Here is a 23,426-nt window from a genome sequence, read left to right as displayed (position 1 = left end):
CACAACTTGTTTGTTCGTTCTATCACGCCGTTTGTGCCTTTCCGGCTGCGGCATGATGGATTCATGCGCGCCGTCGACACCGGGGGCTACCTGAAGGGCCGGATCCGCCGGGAGGACATCCTCTCCGCGGCGGCCGCCGCCTACGGCGAGGTCGGCTACCACGGGGCGTCGATGCGGGAGATCGCCAAGCGGGTCGGCATGTCCCACGCCGGGCTGCTGTACTACTTCCCCACCAAGGAGGCCCTGCTCGCCGCCGTGCTCGAACGCCGCGACGCCGAGGACGCCGAACGCGAGCAGCTCTCCTCCCCGCCCGGGCTCGAGGTGCTGCGCCACTACCTCGCCCTGGCCTCGCACAACGTCCGCCACCCCGGCATCGTCGACCTCTACTCCCGCCTCGCCGCCGAGGCCGTCGCCCCCGACCACCCGGCCCACGAGTACTTCCGCCGCCACTACGACGAGGCCCGCGCCGGCATCCGCGACACCTTCCGGGCCCTCGCCGAGCGGGGCCAGCTCCGGGCCGACATCGACCCCGAGCTGGCCACCGTCACCTTCATCGCACTGATGGACGGCCTCCAGGTCCAGTGGCTCACCACCCCCGACACCGTGGACCTGGTCGCCTCCCTGCGCTTCTACCTCCAGTCCCTGCTGACCGTTCCCCTCGACTAACCGCGAGTCCCGCTCTGGGGCAACCATGTGTCGAGTTCGGAACTCGACATTCAGTTGCCTGAGAGCGGGACTCGCGGGGGCTTAGAGGGTGGCGGCGTAGGGGTCCCAGTCGGCGGGGAGAGCGGGCGGGACCTCGACGGTGCTGGTGACCTCCACCGGATGCCGAGAAGTGATCGACTCCTCCACCGCCAGCATCGCGTCGAGCACGTGGAAGGCCATCTCCCCGGACGCCCGTTCCGGCACGCCGGCTCGGACGGCCCGGGCCAGCTCCAGGGCGCCGGTGCCGCGTTCGGCGGAAGGGCCTTGCGCGGCAAGGGTTTCGGCTTCGCTGCCGCGGCGGTGCAGGACGGTGTCGCCGGTGAACTGGTTGGGGTCGGGCAGGACGGCGGTGCCGCCCGGGCCGGTGACCTCGATCAGGAAGCGCCGGACGCCGGAGTCGAAGCTGAACACGGCCTGGGCGAAGCCGCCGCGTTCGAACTCGATCAGGGCGTTGACGGTGGTGGGCACGTCCACCGGGAACTCGGTGCCGGCCTTGGGGCCGCTGCCGATCACCCGCCGGTCCCGGGCCCGGCCACCGACGCCGGTGACCCGGTGGATCGGCCCGAACAGCTGGATCAGCTCGGTCAGGTAGTACGGCCCCATGTCCAGCAACGGCCCGGCGCCCGGCTGGAACAGGAACTCCGGCGATGGATGCCAGTCCTCCGGCCCGGGCGTCTGAAGCAGGGCCAGCGCCGACATCGGGGTGCCGATGGCTCCGGCGTCGATGGCCCGCCGAGCCGTCTGGAGGGCGGCGCCGAGGACGGTGTCGGGGGCGCTGGCGACCCGCAGGCCACGTTCACGGGCCCGGTCGAGCAGCTTGCGGCCGGTCTGACGGTCCATGGCCAACGGCTTCTCGGCCCACACGTGCTTGCCGGACTCCAGCGCCGCCAGGCCGACGTCGACGTGCGCGGTGGGCACGGTCAGGTTGATCACGAGCTCGATCGCCGGATTGACCAGCAGCTCGGCGACCGTGCCGGCGCCGGGCACCCCGTACTTGGCGGCCTGGCCGGCGGCACGGGTCGTGTCCAGGTCGGCGACGACCAGCACCCGCAGGTCGGGGAAGCTGGTGAGGCTGGTCAGGTACTTGTCGCTGATGACGCCGGCGCCAATCACGCCGACGCCCATCGGCCCGGTCACGGCTCCAGGCCCAGCACGAAGGCGCGGCTGGCGGCGATGCCCTCGTAGATGTCGCCGGCGTACTGGTCGAACTCGACCACCCGCAGCGCCTGCGGCGCGGCCGCGAGCACGTCGGCCACCGGGACCTGGCCCTGGCCCGCCGGCACCTGCCCGGTGGCGTTGGTCTCCAGGCCGCCGTCCTTGACGTGGATCGCGTGCACCCGGCCGCCCAGCCGGCGCAGCAGCTCCGGCGCGTTTTCCCCGCCGGCCGTCGCCCAGTAGGTGTCGACCTCCAGCACCAGCTCGGGGTCCAGCTGATCGGCGAACACCTCGAAGGCGCTGCGGCCGTCGAGCCGGGACCGCAGCTCCCACCAGTGGTTGTGGTAGCCCACGCGCACGCCGTGCTCGGCGGCCAGCTTCGCCGCCGCGTTGAGTGCGTCCGCCGTCGCGCCGATGTCGCCGGCGTTCTGCCAGTGCTCGTCGCCGACATACGGGTCGATCACCACGTCGATGCCCAGCTCCGCCGCCGCGGCGAAGACCGCCTGCTGGTCCGCCCCGATCAACCGGGCGTGCGCCGTCGGCGCGCTCAGGCCGTTGCCCGGCAGCCCGGCGCGCAGCGTCTCCAGGTTCTCCAGCACGCCGTACGGCTCGACGTGCTTGAACCCCATCTCGGCCAGCCGCGCCAACACCGCCCCGGGGTCCTCGGCGAACTTGTCCCGGACCGAGTACAGCTGCACGGAAAGCTCGCTCATCCCAACTCCTCGAGGTCGGTGACCGGCGTCACCCAAATCTCTACCACCCGGTAGAAATCTGCGCCAGGGGTTATGGAGAGACGAACCGGTTCGTATCGTGAGAGCGTGTTCACGCTGACAGGCGGCCGACTGGTCGACGCCCAGGGGCGGCCGTTCCGGTCGATCGGGATCTCCCACGCCGACGACACCAACCTGCGGTACCCGCACAACGAGGCCATCTGGCGGGAGCGGTACGGCGGGTCGCGGCGCCGGTGGCTGCGCGAGGGCCTGGCCCGGGACCTGCGGGCGTGGGGCTTCAACACCATCGGCTGGACGCCGGAGTACGTCAGCGGCACCGGGCTGGGCACCTCGGGAGTCCCGGTGGACCTGCCGCATTCGGGCGGCATCCCGGGCGAGGAGTTGGCCGAGGCGGGTATGCCGTACACATTGGCCCTGCGGGTGGCGGAGATCGAGAGCTGGAACGGACATCCGGCCTACCGGGACCCGAGGTCGAGGGATTTCGCCGAGTACTGCGACCACCTGGCTCGCACGATCTGCCGGCCGGCGGATCCGTTGCTGCTGGGCTACTTCCTGGTCGACGGCCCGGCCTGGACCGGTCACCACACGGGAAAGGGCTGGGAGGGACCGCTGGCAGAGGTCGCCGAGGCTTACTACCGGGTGGCCACGGAGGCGATCCGCCGGCACGATCCGCACCACCTGATCCTCGGCGACCGCTACGGAACCAGGGCCGGCGCGCCCGAACCGGTGCTGGACGCGATGGCGGAGCACGTGGATGTCCTTTCGGTGCAGACGTTTCCGGGACGCAAGGTGGACGAGGCGATGACGAGGATCACCCGGTGGCGCGAGCGGACCGGGCTGCCGGTGCTCATCGCCGACACGGGCAACTGGTGCCCGACGGTGATGAGTCCACATCGGACCGGAAGCGAACCGGACCAGCAAAGCCGCGCCGACGGGTACGAGCTGCTGGCCGGCACCTTTGCCGCCGAGGACTGGATTCTCGGCTGGCACTGGTGCAGCTATGTGGAGAATCCCCAGCGGGGCTTCGGATTGAAGGATCCCTGGGACGAGCCGTACGCGGAGCTTGTCGAGCGGGTCGCGGCGGTGAACCGCCGTGCCTGACGCCTCCCGCCGCAATCCCCAGTCACACCAGGCGATCCTGGACGCCACGTGGAGCCTGCTGGTCGCCGGCGGCTGGTCGGCCGTGACCGTCGACGCCATCGCGGCCAAGGCCGGCGTCGGCAAGCGGACCATCTACCGGTGGTGGACCAACAAGAACGCCGTTGCCCTGGAAGCGTTTCTGGCTCGGGCCTGGGCCACCCCGCCGCCAGGAACCACGACCGGCCTGGCCGAGACGCTACGGGCCCACGCCCGGCACTTCGTCGACCTGTACGTCGGCACGAAGCTCGGGGCCCTGCTCCGCGAACTGATCGGCGCTGCCCAAACCGATCCGGAGCTCGCCGCCGCGCTGCGGGAGCACTGGTTCCTCCCCCGGCGCGAGCCGTTGCGGGCGCTCATCGCCGACGACGACCCGGACTTGTTGCTGGACCTGGTCTTCGCGCCACTGCACTACCGTCTACTCACCGGCCACGCCCCCATCGACCACGACTTCGCGGACAAGGTCGTGGCGGCGGCTCTCCAGGCGCGCTAGTGGCCTAACGGGTCGACCGAACCGCCTGACTCAGGCCCGCAGCGCCATCGCCACCGCCTGGTCGATGGAAAGCTTGACACCACTGGAAAACGCCAGATCGTACGGCCGCTCGCCGAGCGCCTTGCGGGCCAGGGACTCGCACTGGTCGTGCGGTGCGGCGAAGTTCCGGGAGCCGAACAGCGGAACACCGACGCGGGGCCAGATGGCGGAGACAGCACCGAGCAGGGTGGCGGCCCGGGCACAATCACCGCCGAGGGCGGCGAGCAGGGCCAGCAGCTCGACGGAGACAGCGATGCCGAGCAGGTCGTTGAAGGTCTGCTTGACGGTCAGGCACTGCCGGGCGTGTGCGGCGGCCTGATCCAGGGCGCCCTCAAGACACGCGGCGAAAGCCAGGACGTAGTGGGCGTAAGCGAGGGCCCACTGCTCGCCGTGGTGTTCGGCGACGGCATGGGCCTCCTGCGCCAGGGTGACGGCGGCGGGCAGGTTCCCGGCGAAGGCGTCGGTGATGGCCAGGGCGACCTTGGTCATGATGACGTTGCTGTTGAGCTCGCCGAGCTCGGTCAGGGAGTGGCTGGCCTCGGCCAGAAACACCGAACCGGCGTCGAGGTCGTCGTCGAAGACAGCGGCGGCGCCACGGACGAAAGTGGCGTACGCCAAGGCGACACGGTCCTCGATCTGGGCGCGGCACTCGTCCAGCAGCAGCACGGCCCCGGCGGTGTCGCCCTGCAAGGTGGCGACGTATCCGTTGACCCACAAGGCCTTGTTCCGCTCCGCACCGCGATGGGGCAGCCGCAGCAACGCGTCCAGCCACCGCCGGCCCTCGGCGAACACACCGCAGCCGATCCAGTAGAACCACAGGGTCCCGGCCAGCCGCAGCCCGGCGGCCGGATCGGACTCCAGGCAGAACTCCAGGGCGGCCCGCAGGTTCAGGCGGTCGGCGTGGATGCGGGCGAAGACCCTGGCCTGGTTGGGCCCGAACCACTCCCGCTCGCCCCACTCGGCCAGCCGCTGGCACCACTCAAGGTGCCTGCGCCGCAAGGATTCCTCGGCCACCAGCTGCTCGGCGCCGAACTGGCGGAGGGTTTCCAGCAGCCGATAGCGGACGACCCCGCGCACGGTCTGGGAGGACAGCACCGACTTGTCGACGAGCCGGGCCACCAGGGCCAGGGAGTCGCCGCACACGTGCTCGACCGCCTCGATGTCGAAACTGCCGGCGAACACCGACAGTCGACTCCACAGCAGGCGTTCGTCCGGCGTGCACAGCTCGAAGCTCCACTCCACCGCGGCCCGCATGGTCTGGTGCCGGGCCATCACGCCCCGCCGGGCCCCGCTCAGCAACGCGAACCGATCGTCCAGACGGGACAGGATCTGCTGGGGTGTCAACGTCCGCAACACCAGCGTGGCCAGCTCGATGGCCAGCGGGATGCCGTCCAGCCGCCGGCACAGCTTCTCCACGACCCGCACGTTGTCGGCGGTCACGGCGAAGTCGACAACCACGGCCCGGGCCCGGTCGGCGAACAGCCGCATCGCCGCGTGCTCGACGGGCATCGGCGACACGATCAGCACCTGCTCCCCCGCCACGCCAAGGGGTTGCCGACTGGTCACGAGCATCAGCAGCCGCGGGCAGCCCCGCAACAGCGCGGCCACGAAGTCGGCGCAGGCGTCCAACAGGTGCTCGCAGTTGTCCAGCACGACCAGAACATCCTGATCCCGCAACACATCGACCAGAACGGCCAACGGGGACCGACCGGACTGGTCCCGCACGCCCAGCGCCTCGGCCACGGCGTGCGGGACCAGGGCCCGGTCGCGCAGGCCGGCCAGCTCCACCAGCCGCACCCCGCCCTGCACGGACGCCGCCAGCTGACCGGCCGACCGCAGCGCCAGCCGGCTCTTGCCCACGCCGCCGGTGCCGACCAGCGTCACCAGCCGTCCGCCGGCGAACATGCCGCCCAGCTTGGCCAATTCCTGCTCACGGCCGATGAAACTCGTCATCTCCGCCGGCAGGCCGGACACCACGGCCTGCACCGACACGGGCGGCTCGTGCACCACCGGTTCCTCGGCCAGAATGGCGCTCTCCAGTCGGCGCAGCCGCGTGCCCGGCTCAACCCCGAGCTGTTCCACCAGAGTGGACCGGGCCCGCCGGAACGCGGCCAGTGCCTCGGCCTGCCGCCCGGACCGGTACAGAGCCAGCATCAGCAGTTCCCACAGGCGTTCCCGGAACGGGTGCGACACGACCAGTCCGGACAGCTCCCCCACCGTCTCGGCGTGCCGGCCGAGGGACAGCTCCGCGGCGAACAGGTCCTCCCGCGCGTCCAGCCGGGCATCGGCCAGCCGGGCGGACTCCTGCCGGACCCACTGCCCCGGCCGGCAGTTGTCCAGGGCGTCGCCCCGCCACAGCGTCAGCGCGGCCTGCAACTGGTCGGCGGCGGCCCGGTGATCGCCGACCGACAGCGACTGGCGGCCCCGCCGGGCCAGCGACTCGAAGCGCACGACGTCCACCGAGAACGGCGGGACGCGCAGCAGATACCCGGGATCCCTGGTGACGATCATGTTCAGCACGTCGGCGGCGCGCAGGTCGCGGCGGATGTGCGCGACGTGGCTGCGCAGCGTCTTGGGCGCGGTCGGCGGCGCCTGGTCCCACAGCGCGTCGATCAACGCGGACGACGCGACGGGCTGCCCGGGACGCAGCGCCAGCCGGGCCAACAGGGTTCGGTGCCCCCTGCCCCGTAGCGCGACCGGCCCGTGCGGGCCGGCGATCTCCACGGGGCCGAGCACCCGCATTCTGATGTCGTCGGACACGAAGGCACAGATCGACGCCACGACGCGGGCACTCCATCGGCCAGCCGGGTGTAATCACCACACGTGCAGGTGATTTAGCCCGGCCGGCCGACGGATATGGTCACTCCTGGTCGATCCAGATGGCCGACGAGGGGCACACGTTGACCGCCTGCCGCACGGCCGGCTGGTCCCCCTCGCCCGGATCCACCGTGAGCGGCGCGACCAGACCGTCGTCGTCCTGGTCGAAGACGGCGGGGGCGGCCAGCACACACTGGCCGGCGCCGACGCACCGATCCCTGTCCGCGGTGATGTGCATTGGTGTTGCCTCTTCCCTCAGAAATTCACCGGCACGTGATAGATACCGTAGATGCCGGCGTCGTTCTTGTACGGCAGGTCGTCGGCCGGCACGGCCAGCGACAGGTTCGGCACCCGACGGAACAACGTCTCGAAGACGATCTCGAGTTCCAGCCGGGCCAGGTTCTGCCCGAGGCACTGGTGCACGCCGTAGCCGAAGGCCACGTGGTGCCGCGCGCCGCGGTGGAAGTCCAGCTGGTCGGGGTTCTCGAAGACGGTGTCGTCCCAGTCGGCGGCCAGGCCGGACACGATGACGCCCTCGTCCTTGCGGATGGTCACGTCACCGAGCTCGATGTCCTCGGTGGCCACCCGGGCGGTGGCGCTCTCGACGATGCTGAAGTAGCGCAGCATCTCCTCGATGGCCGAGGGCAGCAGCGAGGAGTCGGCCACGATCTGGGCCTTCTGCTCCGGGTTCTCCACCAGCGCCACGGTGCCCAGCGAGATCATGTTGGCGGTGGTCTCGTGGCCGGCGATCAGCAGCAGGATCGCGGTGCCGACGATCTCGTCGTGTGTCATCACCGGGGTCTCCCGGTTACGCGCGATGAGCCGGCCGATCACGTCGTCGGTGGGCTCGCCGGCCTCCTTCTCGGTGACCAGCCCCTGCAGGAAGTCGTTGAGGGAGTCGGCCGCCTCCATCCGCTCCTGCGGCGCGGTGGCCCGGCTGATCAGCTTGCGGGTCCACTCGTGGAAGCCGTGCCGCTGCTCGTAGGGCACGCCCAGCAGCTCGCAGATCACCAGCGAGGGCACCGCCAGCGACACGTGCTCGACCAGGTCGGCGCCCTGCCCCGCGGCCAGCAGGTCGTCGATGCTCTGGTCGACGATCTCCTGGATGCGCGGGCGCAGCGCGGCGATCCGGCGCACGGAGAACTCGCTGATCAGCATCTTGCGGTGGGCGCCGTGCTCGGGCGCGTCCAGGCCGATCATGGACCGGCGGATGCTGAGCCGGTTGTTGCGCTGGAACACCTGGCGCTGGTCGGCGGTCAGCGCCAGCGGGAACGCCGGGTGCTGCCGGTCGGAGCTGACCCGCGGGTCGGCGAGGACCTTGCGCCCCTCCTCGTGGCCGGTGACCAGCCACGCCAGCTGGCCGTCGGGCATCCTGACCCGGCTGACCGGCTCCTGCTTGCGAATCTCCCGGTACTCGGCCGGCGGGTGCATGGGGCACTCCCGCGCCATCGGGAACGACGGAACTTCGTGTTCGAGCATCTCGGTCATTGGACCCGCTCCCCAGCGTCACCTGCTACCGGCGCGTCGCCAGTTGCCTGTCACAACCAACGGTAGCGAAGCGGAGGAAAATCGTCCACATACTTCGCTACAGCCAGTCGGCAGTCCGTGACCAGGTGAGCAGATTGTCCAGTTCACCATCGACCTCGTACCGATCGACGGACCCTTGGGAGCCGGTGGCCGCGTACGCCCCGCGATAGAACAGCAGCGGCTGACCGTCCCGACACTCGCCGAGCTCGGTCACCCGGCCGACCACCACATGATGGTCACCGGCGTCGTGCACGTCCTCCACCTTGCAATCGATCCAGGTCAACACCCCTTCCAACACCGGACATCCGCTCGGTGACGGCCGCCAGCCGGTGCCGCTGAACCGGTCCGCGCCCCGGGTTCCGAACCGTCGGGAGACCGCACGCTGGTCCTCGGCGAGGACGTTCACGCAGAACAGACCGTTTTCCCTGATGGCAGGCCAGGTTCCGGACCGCTTGTCGGGGCAGAACAGCACCAGCGGCGGATCCAGGGACAGCGCCGCGAACGACTGGCAGGCGAAGCCCACCGGCGCGTCCCCGGCCATCGTGGTGACAACCGTCACACCGGTGCAGAAGTGGCCGAGGACGTGCCGGAAGCGGTCCATCTACCGGTTGCCCACGCCGAAGTCGTGCCCCCACAGGCTGACCGCCGTGCTCTCCCGGGCGATCCAGCTCTCGTCCTCGACCTGCCGGCCCTCGGTGCCGAACTCGACGTCGAAGCCGCCGGGGGTCTTCATGTAGAAGCTCAGCATCAGGTCGTTGACGTGCCGGCCCAGCGTCGCCGACATCGGCACCTTGCGCCGGGCCGCCCGGTCCATGGCCAGGCCCACGTCGTCGGCGTTGCCAACCTCGATCATCAGGTGCACGATGCCGCTCGGCGTGGGCATCGGCAGGAAGGCCAGGCTGTGGTGGCGGGGGTTGCAGCCGAAGAACCGCAGCCAGGCCGGCGGTCCGTCGGCCGGGCGGCCGACCAGCTGCGGTGGCAGGCGCATCGAGTCGCGCAGCTTGAAGCCCAGCACGTCCCGGTAGAAGTGCAGCGCCTCCTCGTCGTCCCGAGTGCTCAGCACGACGTGCCCCAGCCCCTGCTCGCTCGTCACGAAGGTGTGCCCGTAGGGGCTGACGACGCGTCGGTGTTGCAGGGCCGCGCCGTGGAAGACCTCCAGCGTGTTGCCGGACGGGTCGTCGAACCGGATCAGCCCGGCCACCCGACGGTCGGCCAGGTCGGCGTCGCTGGCCTTCTCCACCGCCACCCCGGCGGCGTCCAGCGCGGCGGCGACCTCGGCCAGCTCACCCTCGTTGGCGACCTCCCAACCCGCCTGCGCGAGGCGGTCGCGCTCGCCGGGGAAGATCACCAGGCGGGCCGGGAAGTCGTCCATGCGCAGGTAGAGCGCCTCTGGGTCGCTGCCCTGGCCCTCCACCATGCCCAGCACCCTGAGGCCGTACTCGCGCCACGCCGGCACGTCGGTGGCCTCGATCCGCAGGTACCCCAGCGACCTGATGCCCATCTCTAACCCTCGCTCAGGAAGTCGATCGCGAGCCGGTTGAACTCGTCGAACTTCTCCAGCTGCGCCCAGTGTCCGCAGCCGCCGAACACGTGCAGCTGCGCGCGCCTGATCACCTTCAGCGCGATCAGCGCGCCGTCCAGGGGGTTGACCCGGTCCTCGCGGCCCCAGACCAGCAGCACCCGCTGCCGCAGGCGGTGCGCCTCGCGCCAGAGCATGCCTTCCTCGAACGTCTCCGGCCGCGAGAAGGACGCCCCCATGGCCGCCATGGCCTGCAACGACTCCGGCTGCTTGGCGACCTCGAAGCGCTCGTCCACCAGCTCGTCGGTGACCAGCGACTGGTTGAACACCAGCGTGCGCAGGAAGGCCTTGAGCGCTTCCTTCGACGGCGCCATGCCGAAGGCGCCCAAGCGTTTCACGCCTTCGGTCGGGTCGGGGGCGAACACGTTCAGACCCAAACCACCCGGGGCCATCAGCACCAGCCGGCCGGCACGGTCGGGGTAGCGCAGCGCGAACCGCACGGCCGTGCCGCCGCCGAGGGAGTTCCCCAGCAGGTCGGCCTTTTCCACGTTCAGCTCGTCCAGCAGCGCCTTCAGGGCGTCGGCGCTGTGGGTGAAGTACTGGCCGTGCTCGGTCGGCTTGTCCGACAGCCCGAAGCCCGGCTGGTCCGGCGCGATCACCCGGAAGTGCTTGGCGAACACCGGGATGTTGCGGCCGAAGTTGCTCCACGCCGACGCACCCGGGCCGCCGCCGTGCAGCAACACCACGGGCTTTCCCTCGCCCGCGTCGTGGAAGTGCAGGCGGATCTCGGCTTTCTCGGTGTACGTCGCCTTTTCGTTGGTGGTCATAGCATCGCGTCCTGGACCGGGAGGCCGAACTCGCCGTTGCCGTACATCATCAGCGCCCGCTCCGGGTCGTTGATCGCGTGCACGCGGCCGGCGTGGGCGTCCCGCCAGAACCGCTGGATCGGCGTGCCCACGCGCAGCGCGCGGCCGCCGGAGTTCTCGAACAGCAGGTCGATCGCCTCGATCGCCCGGCCGGTGCCGCGGACCTGGTCCCGCCGGACCCGCAGCCGCAGCGGCAGCGGAATGCGCTCGCCGCGGTTCACGTGGCCCATCAGCTCGGTGATGTTGTGCTTGAGCTGCAACCAGGCCGCGTCGATCTCGCTGGCCGCCGTCGCGATGCGGACCTTGGCGAACGGGTCCTCGTTGGAGCGTTCTCCCTTGTAGGACACCCGAACCCGGGCCGCCATGTGCTGCACGTGGGCCTCGTAGGCGCCGGTGGCCATGCCGATGATCGGCGTCGTGATGGTGTAGGAGAACAGCGACCCGAAGGGCAGCTTGTACAGCGGCGAGGTGTTCACCTCCTGGCCCGGGCACACGCACTTGGCCGTGTCGGCGAAGCTCAGCGCCCGGTGCTTGGGCACGAACACCGTGTCCACGATGACGTCGTTGCTGCCGGTCCCGCGCAGGCCGACCGTGTCCCACACGTCCTCGATGACGTAGTCCTTGCGCGGCAACAGGAACGTGCAGAAGTCGACCTGCTTGCCGTCGGCGTCGGTGACGATGCCGCCGAGGAAGACCCAACTGGCGTGGTCGCAGCCGGAGGAGAAGCTCCAGCGGCCGGTCAGCTCGTAGCCGCCGTCGACCAGCTTGGCCCGGCCGGTCGGCGCGTACGAGGAGGAGATGCGGCTGTCCGGGTCCTCGCCCCAGACCTCGCGCTGGGCCTCGTCCGGGAACAGGCCCAACTGCCAGGGGTGGATGCCCACCACGGAGCTGACCCAGCCGGTGGACCCGCAGGCCCCCGCGATCAGCCGGACTGTCTCGTAGAACGTGACCGGATCGGCCTCCAGCCCGCCGTAGCGGGCCGGTTGCAGCAGCTTGAACACGCCGGCCAGCTGCAAGGCCTTGATCGACTCATCCGGCACCCGCCTGCGGTCCTCGGCCTCCTGGGCCCGCTCGCGCAGCGCCGGCAGGACATCCCGGACCGCCGCGGTCACCTGCTCGCTCATGGGGCCTAGACTAGAACGTGTTCTCGTTTGTGTCGACCGCTGACGGTAGCCATCCGCCGCCGCGAAACTATAACCTGTTCCAGTAGTCGCCTCTGGAGGTGTGATGGGTACCGACGTCCGCACGATCGAGGCCGGCGCGCCGCCGTCCCGGTTCGCCCGGGGCTGGCACTGCCTGGGGCTCGTGGACCAGTTCACCGACGGGCAGCCGCACGCCGTGCACGCCTTCGGCACCAAACTCGTGGTGTTCCAGGGCTCCGACGGCGAGCTCAACGTGCTCGACGCCTACTGCCGGCATATGGGCGGGGATCTCACGCAGGGCACCATCAAGGGCTCCGAGGTCGCCTGCCCGTTCCACGACTGGCGGTGGGGCGGGGACGGCCGCTGCAAGTCGATCCCGTACGCCAAGCGGGTGCCGCTGCGGGCCCGCACCCGGGCCTGGACCACGTGCCAGCAGAACAAGCAGCTGTTCGTCTGGAACGACCCGCAGGGTAATCCGCCGCCGCCGGAGCTGGCCATCCCCCGCATCGAGGGGGCCTTCTCCGACGAGTGGAGCGACTGGACCTGGGACTCGGTCCTGATCGAGGGGGCCAACTGCCGCGAGATCGTGGACAACGTGGTGGACATGGCCCACTTCTTCTACGTGCACTTCGCCTTCCCCACCTACTTCAAGAACGTCTTCGACGGCCACACGGCCACTCAGTACCTCAACTCCAAGGCCCGGCCGGACGTGCACGCCAACTCCAGCTACTCCGGAGCCGACGACCTGGCCACCCGCTCGGAGGCGTCCTACTACGGGCCGTCGTACATGATCGACTACCTGTGGAACGACTTCCGCGGCGCGACCGTGGAGACGGTGCTGATCAACTGCCACTACCCGGTCACGCCCAACTCCTTCGTGCTCCAGTGGGGCGCGATCGTGAAGAAGTTCCCCGGCATCGACGACGAGCAGGCCAACAAGATCGCCGCCCGGTTCGCCAAGAACACCGGCGTGGGTTTCCTGCAGGACGTGGAGATCTGGAAGAACAAGTCCAGGGTGGACAATCCCCTGCTGTGCGAGGAGGACGGTCCGGTCTACCAGCTGCGCCGGTGGTACGAGCAGTTCTACGTGGACGTGGAGGACGTCCAGGAGGACATGGTGCGGCGGTTCGAGTTCGAGGTGGACACCACGCGGGCCAACGAGGTGTGGCAGGCGGAAGTCGCCGAGAACCTGGCCCGGCGCGGCGGATGACCGTGCGCGAATCCGCCCGGTACCTGACCAAGGGGCTGCGGCCGCACGTGTGCGACGGCTGCGGGACCACAGTGCTGGTCAAGAAGAACAGCCTCCAGCACACCAGCGTGCAGTGGCAGTCCGACACCTCCGCGTGCCCCCGGCTGGGGCCGCTGGTGTCGGGTTGCACACTGCTGCGGGACAGCATCGAGCGGGCCGTGCGGGACGGCTCGATCGAGGTGCCGGCCGATGACTGAACTCCGCGTGGCCGAGGTCATCGAGGAGACGCCCGATGCCGTGTCCCTGGTGCTGGACGCCGAGCTCGACTACGCGCCCGGGCAGTTCCTCACCTTCCGGCTGCCCAACGGGCTGGAGCGCTGCTACTCCCTGTCCAGTTCCCCTTACACCGGCGAGAAACCGACCGTTACCGTCAAGCGCATGCCCGGCGGCGAGTGCTCCACGTGGATCTGCTCCTCCGTCGTCGCCGGCACTGTGCTGGAGGCCCGCCCGCCCGCCGGCCTGTTCACCCCGTCCTCTTTGGACCATGACCTGGTCCTGTTCGCCGGCGGCAGCGGCATCACCCCGGTGATGTCCGTCATCAAGTCCGCGCTGGCCGCCGGCTCGGGCCGGCTGGTCCTGTTCTACGCCAACCGCGATCCGTCCAGCGTGATCTTCGCCGCCGAGCTGCGCCGGCTGGCTTCTGACCACCCCGACCGGCTCCAGGTGACCCACTGGCTCGAATGCCTCCAGGGCATCCCCTCCCGCGCCCAACTCGCCGCCTGGGCCGCACCGTTCGCCGGTCGCGAGGCATTCGTATGCGGGCCCGGTCCGTTCATGGACGCCGTGGTCTCGGTCCTGCCGTCGGCTCGGGTCGAGCGCTTCGACGTCGTGCAGGAGACCATCACGGACGACGGCTCATCGTCCACTGTGGAGGTCTCCCTGGACGGCACGCGCAAACGCTTGACCTGGCCCTCACATCGCCGGTTGCTCGATGTGTTGCTGGACAACGGCTTGGACGCACCGTACTCGTGCCGGCAGGGCCAGTGCAGTGCTTGCGCGTGCCGCATCGTCCGGGGCGAGGTCCGTTTGCTGCACAACGAGGTGCTCGACGATGACGACCTGGCCGAGGGGTATGCCCTGGCCTGTCAGGCGCTGCCGGTGAGTGACGAGGTCGAGATCACGTACGAGGGTTAGGTTGTGTTTCGTGTGTCCGCGCCGCGCGGTTGCCGTTCGGTGGGGTGGGGGTGGTGGGTTGCGGGCCTGCGTGGACGGTTGGCCAGTTTGCTTGAGTTGGGTGGGTGGTGGCGTTGGGTGGTTTGCCGGCGGTTTGGGTGTGGGGTTGCGTTTAGGGAGGGCTGTGGACTGGGGTGAGGGGCGGGCTCGGGTGGTTATGTTGCGGTGGGGTGGGTTGCCTGGGGCGGTTGTGGTTCGGGTGTCCGCACCGCGCAGTCACAATTCACTCGGCACGGGCGTGGTTCGCGTGTCCGTACCGCGCGGTTGCCGTTGGTCGGTATGCCATTTCCCTGCCCTCGGCCCCGGGCCGCCGACCACCGGTTGCCGCCAGACTGGAAAGCGCTTGCCTAATTTTGTCACCCACACAGGTAGTCCTTGCCCCACAACAGGAATCGATCACATTAGGACGGTAGAATCGGGGGCATGGAAGCGACCCTGACCGTCGACGCCCAGTGGTGGCGCATGGTCGAGGGATCGCTGTGGGCCGCCGGCCAGCAGAGCCAGGACCGGCAGCGCGCGGAGTACGTGCGGCAGGTCGAGCTGGTCGGTGAGCTGTGGGACCGCACGGCACAAGGCAAAGACGACCAGCGGGCGCTGGTGGCGGACCTGGCGGCGCGGTGGAAGATCACTCGGGCGGAGGCGCGGGACCTGCTGCGGCACGCCCAGTTGTTCCGGCGCGAGGCGGTTCGTGAGGCGGCGCGGGCGGGGGTGCTCAGCAAGCAGCATCTGACCGTGCTGGACAAGACACTGGCCGAGGCACCTGAGCCTGACCGGGACAAGGTCGAGGCCGAGTTGCTGGACAAGGCGCGCCTGTTCGACGGGGCGGCGCTGCGAATGCTCGGACAGCGCATCCTGCAACTACTCGACCAAGACGGCAAAGAACCCAACGACCCCGACCTGGCCGAACCCGACCGAGAATTCCACTACACCAACCGGTGCGACGGCTCCATGGTGTTCCGGGGCAAGCTCGACCCGGAAAGCGGCGCACAGCTGGAAGCGATGCTCAGCCCCCTGGCCAAGCCCACCTCCGCCGACGACACCCGCACCACCGCGCAACGTCAGGGCGACGCCCTCGCCGAGATCATCGACCTGGCGGCCGGCAGCGACAGCCTGCCGGATGAGGGCGGCGAGAAGCCCCACCTGGCTCTGACCATGCCGCTGGCGGACTTCCTGGCCCAGCGCGGCACGGCCGAGATGGACGGGTCCGGGCCGCTCAACGCCGCCTCCACCCGCCGCCTCGCCTGCGACAGCACCGTTCTGCGCGTGGTCCTGGGTGCCCAGTCCCAGCCCCTGGACATCGGCCGGGCCTCCCGCACGATTCCCAATCAGATCCGCCGGGCGTTGATCATCCGAGACCGGGGATGCGCCTTCCCCGGCTGCCATCGAAGACCACGCCAATGTCACGCACACCACGTGATCCACTGGGCAGACGGCGGACCCACCAGCATGGACAACCTCGTCCTGCTCTGCGGACAGCATCATCGACTGATCCACCACAGCCACTGGTCAGTCACGATCAACGATGGTGCACCGGAGTTCGGGTGGTCAGAGGATCCAGAACGCCCGGTCGGAGATGCGGGCGCACGGCAGGAGTGAGGTGCCGGAGCCGTCGTCCTCGGTGCTGCCGCGGCGGACGGACAGGCGGTCGGCGCCGTCCACGGAGTCGACGTTCTCCAACTCGGTGGCGCGGCCGCCCAGGGCGCTGTCCCGGGGTCCGCCACTGCTGGCCGAGGCTGAAACCGCACTTCTGCTGCTCCATCAGGGACATCGCGCGGACGCCGGTGTTCGGGTCGGGGGTCAGGCAGAGGCCGTCGCTGTTCTCGATGAGGTAGTTGCCGTCCGGCTGCTTCAGGAACTCCCACCGCTGCGGAGCGTCGTACAGAGCGCATGCCCGTCGGGGGCCGGGGTGAGGGCCTCGATCTCGTTGAAGCCGGTGGGCACCGGAATGGCGTCGGCGGCGAACCCGGGTTACAGCGACTCGCGAGCTGCGGCCAGCAGCTCCACCTGCTTGAACCAGTCGCCGCCGGCGAAGCTGACCACCAGCTCCTCGGCCCCGGCGGCGAAATGGCCGGCCATGCGATCCGCCGCCTCGCGGCCGGCGCCGGTGATCGGAATGGCCTCGGCCTGCTCGACCGGCATCTTGAAACCGTTGGCGAGACTGGAAACCAGGGCCTGCCGGCTGGGCGCGCCGTCGCCGAGAGAAGCGACCACGCCGGTGGTGATGCCCGGCGTCGGACGGCCGCGCTGCTCGGCGCCCTCGCGTAGGATCTGACGGACGGCGGCCACGGAGGTCGGCGTCACCATGGACGGGAACCAGGCGTCGCCGTACTGCAACGTGCGGCGGATAGCCACCCGGCCCGCACCCCCGACGATCACGGGCGGCATGGGCGAACCGGGAGCCAGGGTGATCGTCGGTGTGCCCGGCAGGTGGCTGAGCTTGGTCGGCTTCCCAGTGACCAGGCCCGGCAGGACGGCCAACGTCGCGTCGGTCAGCCGGCCACGATCGCCCTGCGGCACGCCCACGGCCTGCCACGAGGAGACCCCGTGCGGCGTGCCGCCGGAGCCCACGCCCAGCAGCACCCGGTTGCCAGAGATCTGTTGCAGCGCGGTGATCTGCTTGGCCACCGCCGCCACCGGCCGCAGCGGCAGGATCAACACTCCGAAGCCGACCCGTAGACGCTCGGTCACGGCCGCGGCGGTGGTCAGCACGACCATGGCGTCCAACATCGGCGTGCCCGACCCGACCACGATCTGGTCGCCGGCCCACACCGCGTCCAACCCATGCTGCTCCGCGTGCCGCGCGAACGCGACCACGTCGCCAGCACTGCCGCCCCGACCCACGGTCGGCAGGAACACACCGACCCGCACGATTCACATGGTAATCCACTCCTGCCGGCGGTCACGGTCACGTACAGTCCCGCCATCCCTGCGAGCAAGGAGTCCCAGATGGGCATCTACGAGCGCAAACTGCTGACCAAGGCCAGACCGATGATGGCCGAGGACGAGCAGGTCGAGGTGGTCGCCATGGCCAAGCTCGGCTCGGTGCGGGCCAACGCCGGCCGCAGCCTGGCCGCCGGCGTGGCGGTGGCCGTGGCGACCGGCGGCGCCGGCTTCGCCCTGACGGTGCAGGCCGAGGCCTACTTCATCCTGACCGACCGGCAGGTGCTGGTGTTCCAGTCGGACCAGGGCGCGCCCGGCAAGCACCTGGCGACCATCCCCCGGCACCTCGCCCACCCCGTTGACGTCAAGGACGGGACCCTGTTCATCAAGTTCTTCCTGCACGTCGACGGCTGGCAGGACATGCTGAAGCTGACCGTGCCGCCGCTGCCCCCGCGCCTGCGCAAGCGCGCCCGGCTGTTCATCAAATCGCTGGGCGGCTAAGGAATCCGCGACGTGACCGCCACCGTCGCGTAGGGCAGGGTGAATCCGTCCTTTATGGCCGGTTCCACGCCGGCCAGGATCTCGGCCCGCCGGTCCGCGTCGAGCATGGTCATGCCGCCGTGGGTGGATAGCAGCTCCAGCCACTCGTCCCCGGTGTAGAACCGTTCCCAGTCGTACCGCCACTGCTCGGGCTCGGCGAAGCCGGCCGCGCGCAGGCCGTCGGCGGTGCGGTCGAACTGGCCCTGGTAGAGCTCCAACATGGACTTGGCGTTGTCCAGGTCGAACGGGGAGTCGGGCACGACCCGCCGATAGACGGCGGCGTACGCCCGGGCGATCGGCTTGGGCAGGTCGAAGATGTGCCAGAACGTCGCGACGCGGCCGTTGGGGCGCAACACCTCGGCCGCTTTCGCCGCGCCCTTGACCGGGTCGACCCAGTGCCAGGCGGTGCCGGAGACCACGGCGTCGAACCGGCGGCCCCGCGCGTCCCAGTCCTCAAACCTCGACACCTCGGTCTCGACGCCGGTGCCGCGGGCGAACTCGGCCATCCGGACGTCCGGCTCGACACCGAGGACCGTGCAGCCGACGGCCTGGAACTGCCGGGCCTCGATGCCCGTGCCGCATCCGACGTTCACCACCGTCCGACCGGGACTGCCGGCCACGATCCGGCTGATCAAAGCCTCGGGATAGGGCGGCCGGTTGCGGTCGTAGCGGGCCGGGTCAACGCCGAACGACTCCGCCACGGCCCGATGACTCTCAGGAGTGGGCATGCGCCCACTCTAGTGGGCGGATGCCCACTTGGATAGGGTTGCCCCGATGCCGACCGGAGTGCACATCCAGGACGCTCGCGCGCAGCTGTTCGACGCCGCCGAGCGGGTCCTGCTGCGCGACGGGCCGCACGCGCTGACCAGCCGGGCCGTCACCACCGAGGCCGGCGTGGCCAAGGGCGTGCTGCACCGGCACTTCGAGGACTTCGACGCCTTCCTCACCCAGCTCGTGCTGGACCGCATCGCCCAGCTCGCCTCGCTGGCCCCCATCCCCGGTGTCGGCGACGTCGTCGACAACCTCACCGAGACCCTGACCCGCCTGTTCTCCTCGGTCGCCGTCGCCATCGTCGCCCTGATCACCTTCCGCGACGACCTGCGGCACCGCCTGCGCCAGGCCCGCGGCACCGGCGGCGTCCCGCTGGCCACCGAAGCCGCCGCCATGATCGGCGACTACCTCCGGGCCGAACGCGACCACGGCCGCATCGCCTTCGACGCCGACGTCGACACCCTCGCCCCCACACTGATCGGCGCCGGCCACCTGCTCTTCGCCGACCGCCATGCCGGCCCACCCGACCCGGAAGCCGTGCGCCGCATGGTCGTCACAGTTCTGGCGACAGCACTCCCGTGATCTGGGCTCCCGTGACCTGACGAACCAGCTCAGCGGCCTGGTCGAGCTCGGCGAGCTCCCGCTCGGTCATGGACGGGTTGGCCCGCCGCAACCGCAGCGCCTCGGCCAGCTCGGTCACCGCGTCGACCGCCGGGCCGAACGCCCGCAACAGATCGTCGGCCAGACCGGCCAGCTCGGTGCCGCCTACCGCGACCTGGGCCAGGATCAGCGCCGACACCGCCGTGTCCAGCGCGGGCGATCCCTCGACGCTGTTGGTCCAGTCGATCACCACCGGCCCGTCCGGCCCGAGCAACACGTTGTCCGGGTGCAGGTCCAGGTGCAGGATTCGTTCTGCGCCAACGGGAATCTCGTGCAGTCGATGATGAAGATCCGCCAGTGTGGCGGCCGCATCGGCGACGTCCATGTCGCCGGCGCACAGGGCCGTGAGCATGCTCGGCCCCGCTACCCGCTGCATGATCAGGTCGGGTCCGGTGGCCTCGTAGACGGCGGGCACCGGGAAGCCGTGCCGGGCCAGCCGCACCATCACCTCGGCTTCGGCCGTGGTGTCGGCGGTGTGGCGGCTGCGGCGCAGCACCCGGCCGGAACCGAGGTCGTAGACGTCGGCTTCACGGCCGGATGCCAGCAGCTGCACGAACGGATGGTACGGGTCAATGGATCAGTTCCCGCGGCTGTCGCGCCGGAACGGTCACGTCTTCATTCACCTCAGGCAGGCCGTGGCGGTCCCACCAGCGGGCGAGCGGGGCCGGCGACCACCAGGCCCACTTGCCCAGCAGCTTCATGGTCGCCGGCACGAGAAGCCCACGGACAACGGTGGCGTCCACGATGACGGCGATGATCAGACCGACGCCGAGCATCTTCATGAAGGTGATGCCGGAGATCAGGAACCCGCCGACCACGACGACCAGCAGCAGGGCGGCGCTGGTGATGATGCGGGCGGTGCGTTGCAGCCCGACCGCCACCGACTCGGTGGTGTCGCCGCTGCAGACCCACTCCTCCCGGACCCTGGACAACAGGAAAACCTCGTAGTCCATGGACAAACCGAAGGCGATGGCGATCACCAGCACCGGGAAGTTGACGTCGACCGCCCCCACCGGCACGAAGTTCAGCGGCCCGGACAGCCACCCGTCCTGGAAGATCAGCTTGATCGCACCGAACGACGCCGACAACGACAACAGGTTCATCACCAACGACTTCAACGGCAGAACCACCGACCCGAAGGCCAGGAACATCACCACGAACGACACCAGGGCGACAAAAAGGGCCATCCACGGCATGCGGTCGCCGATCATCTGCACGATGTCCACCCGCGACGCCGGCATGCCGGTGAACGAGGCCTGAGCGCCGGGCGGCGCGGCGACGGCGCGGATGCCGTGGATCATGTCGGACGCGGCCACGGACATCGGATCAACCTTGTACCCCAAGGAGATCCGGGCCAGGTCGCCGGACGTGCCGGTGACGGCGGAGCTAGTCACGCCGGGCACCTCGGCCAGCCGCTGGGCGAAGGCCGCGGCCTGCCCGGAATCCGCCGCGCCGGGGAACTCGACCACACCGGTGACGACCTTGGCCGGATCGGCCGGGAACTGGCCGGCCATGATCTGCGTGACTTCCCGGGCGTCGGCGTTGACGGGCAGCACCCAGTCGCCGGGACGGGCCCAGTTGACGCCGAAGAACGGCGATCCCAGCAGCAGCAACACAATCACGATGCCGACCGTGGAAGCGATCGGCCGCCGCATCACGCCCTGCGCGACCCGGTACCACCGCCCCCGCCGCACATCGCCGGCCGGCCGCAACTTGCGTACCCGCAGGGCATTCACCCGAGGGCCGAGCACCCGCAACAGCGCCGGCAGCACGGTGATCGAGCTGAACGCCGCGAACAGCACGGTCGAAGCGCCGGCCCACCCCATCGACTGGAGGAACTTGGACGGGAAGACCACCAGGCCCAGCAACGAGATCGCCACCGTCACGCCGGAGAACGCCACGGTCCGCCCGGCGGTGGCGACGGTCCGCCGCACGGCGTCGTCCACCGACCGCCCGGCGGCCAGCTCCTCGCGGAACCGGTTGACCAGCAACAGCGAATAGTCGATGGCCAGGCCGAGGCCGAGGATCGACACCACGTTGATGGCGAACGTGGACAGATCGGTCACGAGCGTGACACCACGGACCACGGCCAGCGAGCCGACCGCCGCCAGGATGCCGATCACCAGCGGCAGCCCGGCCGCCACGGCGCTGCCGAAGATCACCACCAGCAGGATCAGCAACACCGGGATGGACAGCAGCTCAGCCCGGGCGATGTCCTGCCCCACCTGTTGGTTGACCTGCTGGGTCATCGGCGTCATGCCGCCGAACTTCACGGTCAGCCCGGGCGCGGCGAAGCTGCCCTGGATCGCCTTGAACTGGGTGACGCGGGTCTGGTCGTCGGCGGAGGCCAGCTGCACGCCGACGTAGGTGGAGTGCCGGTCGGCCGAGACGAAGTTCGCCGATCCGGTGCTCCAGAACGTCTCCAGCCGCGTCACGTTGGTCCGCGGCACGTGCGCGGCCGCCGCCTGCACGGCCTGGGCGAAGGCCGGGTCGTCCACCGTGGCGGTGTCGCTGTGGTAGACGGCGACCACGTCGGTGACCTGCCGGCCGAGCTGGCCGGCCAGCAGCGTGTCGGCGTGGCTGGACTGGCCGCCCGGGTCGTCGAACCCGCCGCCGCCGGTCAGCGAGCCCGGCGCTCCCGCGCCCCAGGCCCCTCCGACCAGGAGAAACGCGAGCGCGAGCAGCAGGACGAGGCGACGTCGGCGGGCGGCGAACGCGCCCAGTGCGGCGAACATGGGCATCCCCCAGGAAAGGCGATATGTCTGATAGCTGCACTATCCAGTATTCGTAGCAACACTATCCACTACCGAAAGCGGTGATGGCAAGTAAACTGTGCGGTAACCGAAGGATGGGAGCGCGCCGTGCGGATGACGGAGCTGAGCCGCGAGTCCGGCGTGCCGGTCCCGACCATCAAGTACTACATGCGTGAGGGCCTGGTCCCGCCCGGCGAGCGGACCAGCCCCAACCAGGCCCAGTACGAGCAGTCGCACGTGCGGCGGCTCAAGCTGGTGCGGGCCCTCATCGACGTCGGCGGGCTGTCCGTCGCCGCCGCCCGCGAGGTGCTGGACAAGATGGGCGCCGGCGGCGGCAATCCGCTCTACGCCGTGGGCAAGGCCCAGTACTCCACCACCACGCTGCGCGAGCACGTCGAGGACGACGCCTGGCACGAGGCCGTGGAGCGGGTCAACAAGCTCATCGCCGACCACGGCTGGCGGGTCGGCCCGACCAACCCGGCCCGCCGGGCCCTGGCCGACGTCCTGGCCACCCTGGCCCGCCTCGGCCAGGCCGACCTGTTCGGCGTGCTCGACACCTACGCCGACGCCGCCAGCCGCCTCGCCGTCGACGAGGTCGGCATGGTGCAGGGCCTGGCCGACGCCGACAGCATGGCCGAGACCGTGGTGATCTGGACCCTGCTCGGCGACGCCATCATGGCCTCGATGCGCCGCCTGGCCCAGGAAAGCGTGGCTACCAGCCCCCGGGCGGAGTGACAGCGGTGTCCTGGGCCGAGTGGATCACCGACGACTTCGCCGTCCCGCGAGAACTTCAGACCGAGCGGTTCCGCCTGGAACCCCTTGGGCCGCAGCACAACGAGCGTGACCACGCGGCGTGGACGAGCAGCATCGAGCACGTGCGGGCGACACCGGGCTTCGCGGACTGGAAGTGGCCCCCGGCCGAGGGGATGTCCTTGGCGGACAACCTCTCCGACCTGCGCCGGCACGCCGATCACTTCGCCCAGCGGGTCGGGTTCACCTACTCGGTCATCGAGACACCGGGCGACGACGTGATCGGCTGCGTGTACATCTACCCGACCCGCGACGACACCGCCGCGCGCGTGCACTCCTGGGTCCGGGCCGACCGCGCCGACCTGGACCGCCCCCTGTACGAGGCGGTGTCCGCCTGGCTGGCCACCGACTGGCCCTTCACCGCGGTGCGCTACGCGCCGCGGCTCGCCGACTGAACAGCGCTCGGCGGCAAGGGAATCCGCCGAGCGCCGAAGGAGGTTGGCGGCGGCCGTCGAGGGG

Annotated in this window: 24 protein-coding genes; 11 read left to right on the top strand and 13 right to left on the bottom strand. The window is 70.1% G+C overall.

Annotated features, from left to right (window positions below; translation table 11 throughout):
* Window positions 1-63 precede the first annotated feature (63 nt).
* Window positions 64-666, top strand: a complete 603-nt coding sequence (locus JJ691_RS04220; protein ID WP_211767488.1) for a TetR/AcrR family transcriptional regulator — start codon at window positions 64-66, stop codon at window positions 664-666.
* A gap of 81 nt (window positions 667-747) precedes the next feature.
* Here the strand turns inward: JJ691_RS04220 and JJ691_RS04215 are convergent, their stop codons facing one another.
* Together JJ691_RS04215 and JJ691_RS04210 are read right to left on the bottom strand one after the other, a co-directional pair.
* Window positions 748-1,842 carry a Gfo/Idh/MocA family protein gene (locus JJ691_RS04215; RefSeq protein ID WP_249227667.1) on the bottom strand — a complete coding sequence of 365 codons (1,095 nt, stop codon included), beginning with the start codon at window positions 1,840-1,842 and terminating at the stop codon, window positions 748-750.
* Entirely contained in the window at window positions 1,839-2,573 is a 735-nt protein-coding gene (locus JJ691_RS04210) for a sugar phosphate isomerase/epimerase family protein (protein WP_211767487.1), read from the bottom strand. The genes JJ691_RS04215 and JJ691_RS04210 overlap by 4 nt, the downstream gene beginning before the upstream one ends.
* Before the next feature lie 105 nt (window positions 2,574-2,678).
* Between JJ691_RS04210 and JJ691_RS04205 the strand changes: the two genes are divergently transcribed.
* On the top strand, window positions 2,679-3,692 hold the full coding sequence (locus tag JJ691_RS04205) for an agarase (protein ID WP_249227666.1): 1,014 nt from the start codon (window positions 2,679-2,681) through the stop codon (window positions 3,690-3,692).
* Window positions 3,685-4,221: a TetR/AcrR family transcriptional regulator gene (locus JJ691_RS04200; protein WP_211767485.1), complete on the top strand. Its 537-nt coding sequence runs from the start codon at window positions 3,685-3,687 to the stop codon at window positions 4,219-4,221. Before JJ691_RS04205 ends, JJ691_RS04200 begins: the two co-directional genes overlap by 8 nt.
* 30 nt (window positions 4,222-4,251) lie before the next feature.
* Here the strand turns inward: JJ691_RS04200 and JJ691_RS04195 are convergent, their stop codons facing one another.
* The 7 genes from JJ691_RS04195 to hsaA form a co-directional block, all read right to left on the bottom strand.
* Window positions 4,252-7,041 carry a BTAD domain-containing putative transcriptional regulator gene (locus JJ691_RS04195; protein WP_211767484.1) on the bottom strand — a complete coding sequence of 930 codons (2,790 nt, stop codon included), beginning with the start codon at window positions 7,039-7,041 and terminating at the stop codon, window positions 4,252-4,254.
* 79 nt (window positions 7,042-7,120) lie between these two features.
* Window positions 7,121-7,315, bottom strand: coding sequence for a ferredoxin (locus tag JJ691_RS04190; protein ID WP_211767483.1), 195 nt, complete (start codon window positions 7,313-7,315; stop codon window positions 7,121-7,123).
* 17 nt (window positions 7,316-7,332) lie between these two features.
* Window positions 7,333-8,565 carry a cytochrome P450 gene (locus JJ691_RS04185; RefSeq protein WP_211767482.1) on the bottom strand — a complete coding sequence of 411 codons (1,233 nt, stop codon included), beginning with the start codon at window positions 8,563-8,565 and terminating at the stop codon, window positions 7,333-7,335.
* Window positions 8,566-8,662: 97 nt separating this feature from the next.
* Window positions 8,663-9,205, bottom strand: a complete 543-nt coding sequence (gene hsaB / locus JJ691_RS04180) for a 3-hydroxy-9,10-secoandrosta-1,3,5(10)-triene-9,17-dione monooxygenase reductase subunit (protein WP_211767481.1) — start codon at window positions 9,203-9,205, stop codon at window positions 8,663-8,665.
* A complete protein-coding gene (gene hsaC, locus JJ691_RS04175; protein ID WP_211767480.1) occupies window positions 9,206-10,105 on the bottom strand; it encodes an iron-dependent extradiol dioxygenase HsaC in 900 nt (299 codons plus the stop codon).
* Between the two features lie 2 nt (window positions 10,106-10,107).
* A complete protein-coding gene (gene hsaD, locus JJ691_RS04170; RefSeq protein WP_211767479.1) occupies window positions 10,108-10,950 on the bottom strand; it encodes a 4,5:9,10-diseco-3-hydroxy-5,9,17-trioxoandrosta-1(10),2-diene-4-oate hydrolase in 843 nt (280 codons plus the stop codon).
* Complete coding sequence (hsaA, locus tag JJ691_RS04165) at window positions 10,947-12,113, bottom strand: 3-hydroxy-9,10-secoandrosta-1,3,5(10)-triene-9,17-dione monooxygenase oxygenase subunit (protein ID WP_211767478.1); 1,167 nt, start codon at window positions 12,111-12,113, stop codon at window positions 10,947-10,949. The genes hsaD and hsaA overlap by 4 nt, the downstream gene beginning before the upstream one ends.
* A 103-nt stretch (window positions 12,114-12,216) precedes the next feature.
* Between hsaA and JJ691_RS04160 the strand changes: the two genes are divergently transcribed.
* The 4 genes from JJ691_RS04160 (at window position 12,217) to JJ691_RS04145 (ending at window position 16,149) form a co-directional block, all read left to right on the top strand.
* A complete protein-coding gene (locus JJ691_RS04160; protein ID WP_211767477.1) occupies window positions 12,217-13,341 on the top strand; it encodes a Rieske 2Fe-2S domain-containing protein in 1,125 nt (374 codons plus the stop codon).
* Entirely contained in the window at window positions 13,338-13,577 is a 240-nt protein-coding gene (locus JJ691_RS04155; RefSeq protein ID WP_211767476.1) for a hypothetical protein, read from the top strand. The genes JJ691_RS04160 and JJ691_RS04155 overlap by 4 nt, the downstream gene beginning before the upstream one ends.
* Window positions 13,570-14,514 (top strand): ferredoxin--NADP reductase, encoded by a 945-nt coding sequence (locus JJ691_RS04150; RefSeq protein WP_211767475.1) that lies wholly within the window; start codon window positions 13,570-13,572, stop codon window positions 14,512-14,514. Before JJ691_RS04155 ends, JJ691_RS04150 begins: the two co-directional genes overlap by 8 nt.
* 462 nt (window positions 14,515-14,976) lie before the next feature.
* Window positions 14,977-16,149, top strand: a complete 1,173-nt coding sequence (locus tag JJ691_RS04145; protein ID WP_211767474.1) for an HNH endonuclease signature motif containing protein — start codon at window positions 14,977-14,979, stop codon at window positions 16,147-16,149.
* Window positions 16,150-16,521: 372 nt separating this feature from the next.
* On the opposite strand, the gene JJ691_RS04140 is transcribed toward JJ691_RS04145, so the two are convergent.
* Window positions 16,522-17,421, bottom strand: coding sequence for an LLM class flavin-dependent oxidoreductase (locus JJ691_RS04140; RefSeq protein WP_211767473.1), 900 nt, complete (start codon window positions 17,419-17,421; stop codon window positions 16,522-16,524).
* Between the two features lie 78 nt (window positions 17,422-17,499).
* Here JJ691_RS04140 and JJ691_RS04135 point away from each other — a divergent pair, with 78 nt between their 5' ends.
* On the top strand, window positions 17,500-17,934 hold the full coding sequence (locus tag JJ691_RS04135) for a hypothetical protein (protein WP_211767472.1): 435 nt from the start codon (window positions 17,500-17,502) through the stop codon (window positions 17,932-17,934).
* Here the strand turns inward: JJ691_RS04135 and JJ691_RS04130 are convergent.
* Window positions 17,931-18,701 (bottom strand): class I SAM-dependent methyltransferase, encoded by a 771-nt coding sequence (locus JJ691_RS04130; RefSeq protein ID WP_249227665.1) that lies wholly within the window; start codon window positions 18,699-18,701, stop codon window positions 17,931-17,933. The genes JJ691_RS04135 and JJ691_RS04130 overlap by 4 nt on opposite strands.
* 46 nt (window positions 18,702-18,747) lie before the next feature.
* Here JJ691_RS04130 and JJ691_RS04125 point away from each other — a divergent pair, with 46 nt between their 5' ends.
* The gene (locus JJ691_RS04125; protein ID WP_211767471.1) at window positions 18,748-19,326 is read left to right on the top strand and encodes a TetR/AcrR family transcriptional regulator; all 579 of its coding nucleotides are present in this window, start codon (window positions 18,748-18,750) and stop codon (window positions 19,324-19,326) included.
* Here the strand turns inward: JJ691_RS04125 and JJ691_RS04120 are convergent.
* Together JJ691_RS04120 and JJ691_RS04115 are read right to left on the bottom strand one after the other, a co-directional pair.
* Window positions 19,298-19,957: a phosphotransferase gene (locus JJ691_RS04120; RefSeq protein WP_211767470.1), complete on the bottom strand. Its 660-nt coding sequence runs from the start codon at window positions 19,955-19,957 to the stop codon at window positions 19,298-19,300. The genes JJ691_RS04125 and JJ691_RS04120 overlap by 29 nt on opposite strands.
* 16 nt (window positions 19,958-19,973) lie before the next feature.
* Window positions 19,974-22,139 (bottom strand): MMPL family transporter, encoded by a 2,166-nt coding sequence (locus tag JJ691_RS04115; protein ID WP_211767469.1) that lies wholly within the window; start codon window positions 22,137-22,139, stop codon window positions 19,974-19,976.
* Between the two features lie 132 nt (window positions 22,140-22,271).
* Between JJ691_RS04115 and JJ691_RS04110 the strand changes: the two genes are divergently transcribed.
* Window positions 22,272-22,892, top strand: a complete 621-nt coding sequence (locus JJ691_RS04110; protein ID WP_249228185.1) for a MerR family transcriptional regulator — start codon at window positions 22,272-22,274, stop codon at window positions 22,890-22,892.
* Between the two features lie 5 nt (window positions 22,893-22,897).
* Entirely contained in the window at window positions 22,898-23,362 is a 465-nt protein-coding gene (locus JJ691_RS04105; protein WP_211767467.1) for an N-acetyltransferase, read from the top strand.
* The last annotated feature ends 64 nt before the right edge of the window (window positions 23,363-23,426 follow it).

This window comes from Kutzneria sp. CA-103260, from assembly GCF_018263855.1.
Taxonomy (GTDB): Bacteria; Actinomycetota; Actinomycetes; order Mycobacteriales; family Pseudonocardiaceae; genus Kutzneria.
This window is presented reverse-complemented; position numbering and strand designations above follow the sequence as displayed.

Excerpts from the sequence above, each read along its gene's own strand:
- JJ691_RS04145 (WP_211767474.1), top strand. The coding sequence starts at position 14,977 with ATGGAAGCGACCCTGACCGTCGACGCCCAGTGGTGGCGCATGGTCGAG.
- JJ691_RS04125 (WP_211767471.1), top strand. The coding sequence starts at position 18,748 with ATGCCGACCGGAGTGCACATCCAGGACGCTCGCGCGCAGCTGTTCGAC.
- JJ691_RS04155 (WP_211767476.1), top strand. The coding sequence starts at position 13,338 with ATGACCGTGCGCGAATCCGCCCGGTACCTGACCAAGGGGCTGCGGCCG.
- hsaB (WP_211767481.1), bottom strand. The coding sequence starts at position 9,205 with ATGGACCGCTTCCGGCACGTCCTCGGCCACTTCTGCACCGGTGTGACG.
- JJ691_RS04160 (WP_211767477.1), top strand. The coding sequence starts at position 12,217 with ATGGGTACCGACGTCCGCACGATCGAGGCCGGCGCGCCGCCGTCCCGG.
- hsaC (WP_211767480.1), bottom strand. The coding sequence starts at position 10,105 with ATGGGCATCAGGTCGCTGGGGTACCTGCGGATCGAGGCCACCGACGTG.
- JJ691_RS04115 (WP_211767469.1), bottom strand. The coding sequence starts at position 22,139 with ATGTTCGCCGCACTGGGCGCGTTCGCCGCCCGCCGACGTCGCCTCGTC.
- hsaA (WP_211767478.1), bottom strand. The coding sequence starts at position 12,113 with ATGAGCGAGCAGGTGACCGCGGCGGTCCGGGATGTCCTGCCGGCGCTG.
- JJ691_RS04150 (WP_211767475.1), top strand. The coding sequence starts at position 13,570 with ATGACTGAACTCCGCGTGGCCGAGGTCATCGAGGAGACGCCCGATGCC.
- JJ691_RS04220 (WP_211767488.1), top strand. The coding sequence starts at position 64 with ATGCGCGCCGTCGACACCGGGGGCTACCTGAAGGGCCGGATCCGCCGG.
- JJ691_RS04135 (WP_211767472.1), top strand. The coding sequence starts at position 17,500 with ATGGGCATCTACGAGCGCAAACTGCTGACCAAGGCCAGACCGATGATG.
- JJ691_RS04185 (WP_211767482.1), bottom strand. The coding sequence starts at position 8,565 with ATGACCGAGATGCTCGAACACGAAGTTCCGTCGTTCCCGATGGCGCGG.
- hsaD (WP_211767479.1), bottom strand. The coding sequence starts at position 10,950 with ATGACCACCAACGAAAAGGCGACGTACACCGAGAAAGCCGAGATCCGC.
- JJ691_RS04210 (WP_211767487.1), bottom strand. The coding sequence starts at position 2,573 with ATGAGCGAGCTTTCCGTGCAGCTGTACTCGGTCCGGGACAAGTTCGCC.
- JJ691_RS04130 (WP_249227665.1), bottom strand. The coding sequence starts at position 18,701 with ATGCCCACTCCTGAGAGTCATCGGGCCGTGGCGGAGTCGTTCGGCGTT.
- JJ691_RS04110 (WP_249228185.1), top strand. The coding sequence starts at position 22,272 with ATGACGGAGCTGAGCCGCGAGTCCGGCGTGCCGGTCCCGACCATCAAG.
- JJ691_RS04190 (WP_211767483.1), bottom strand. The coding sequence starts at position 7,315 with ATGCACATCACCGCGGACAGGGATCGGTGCGTCGGCGCCGGCCAGTGT.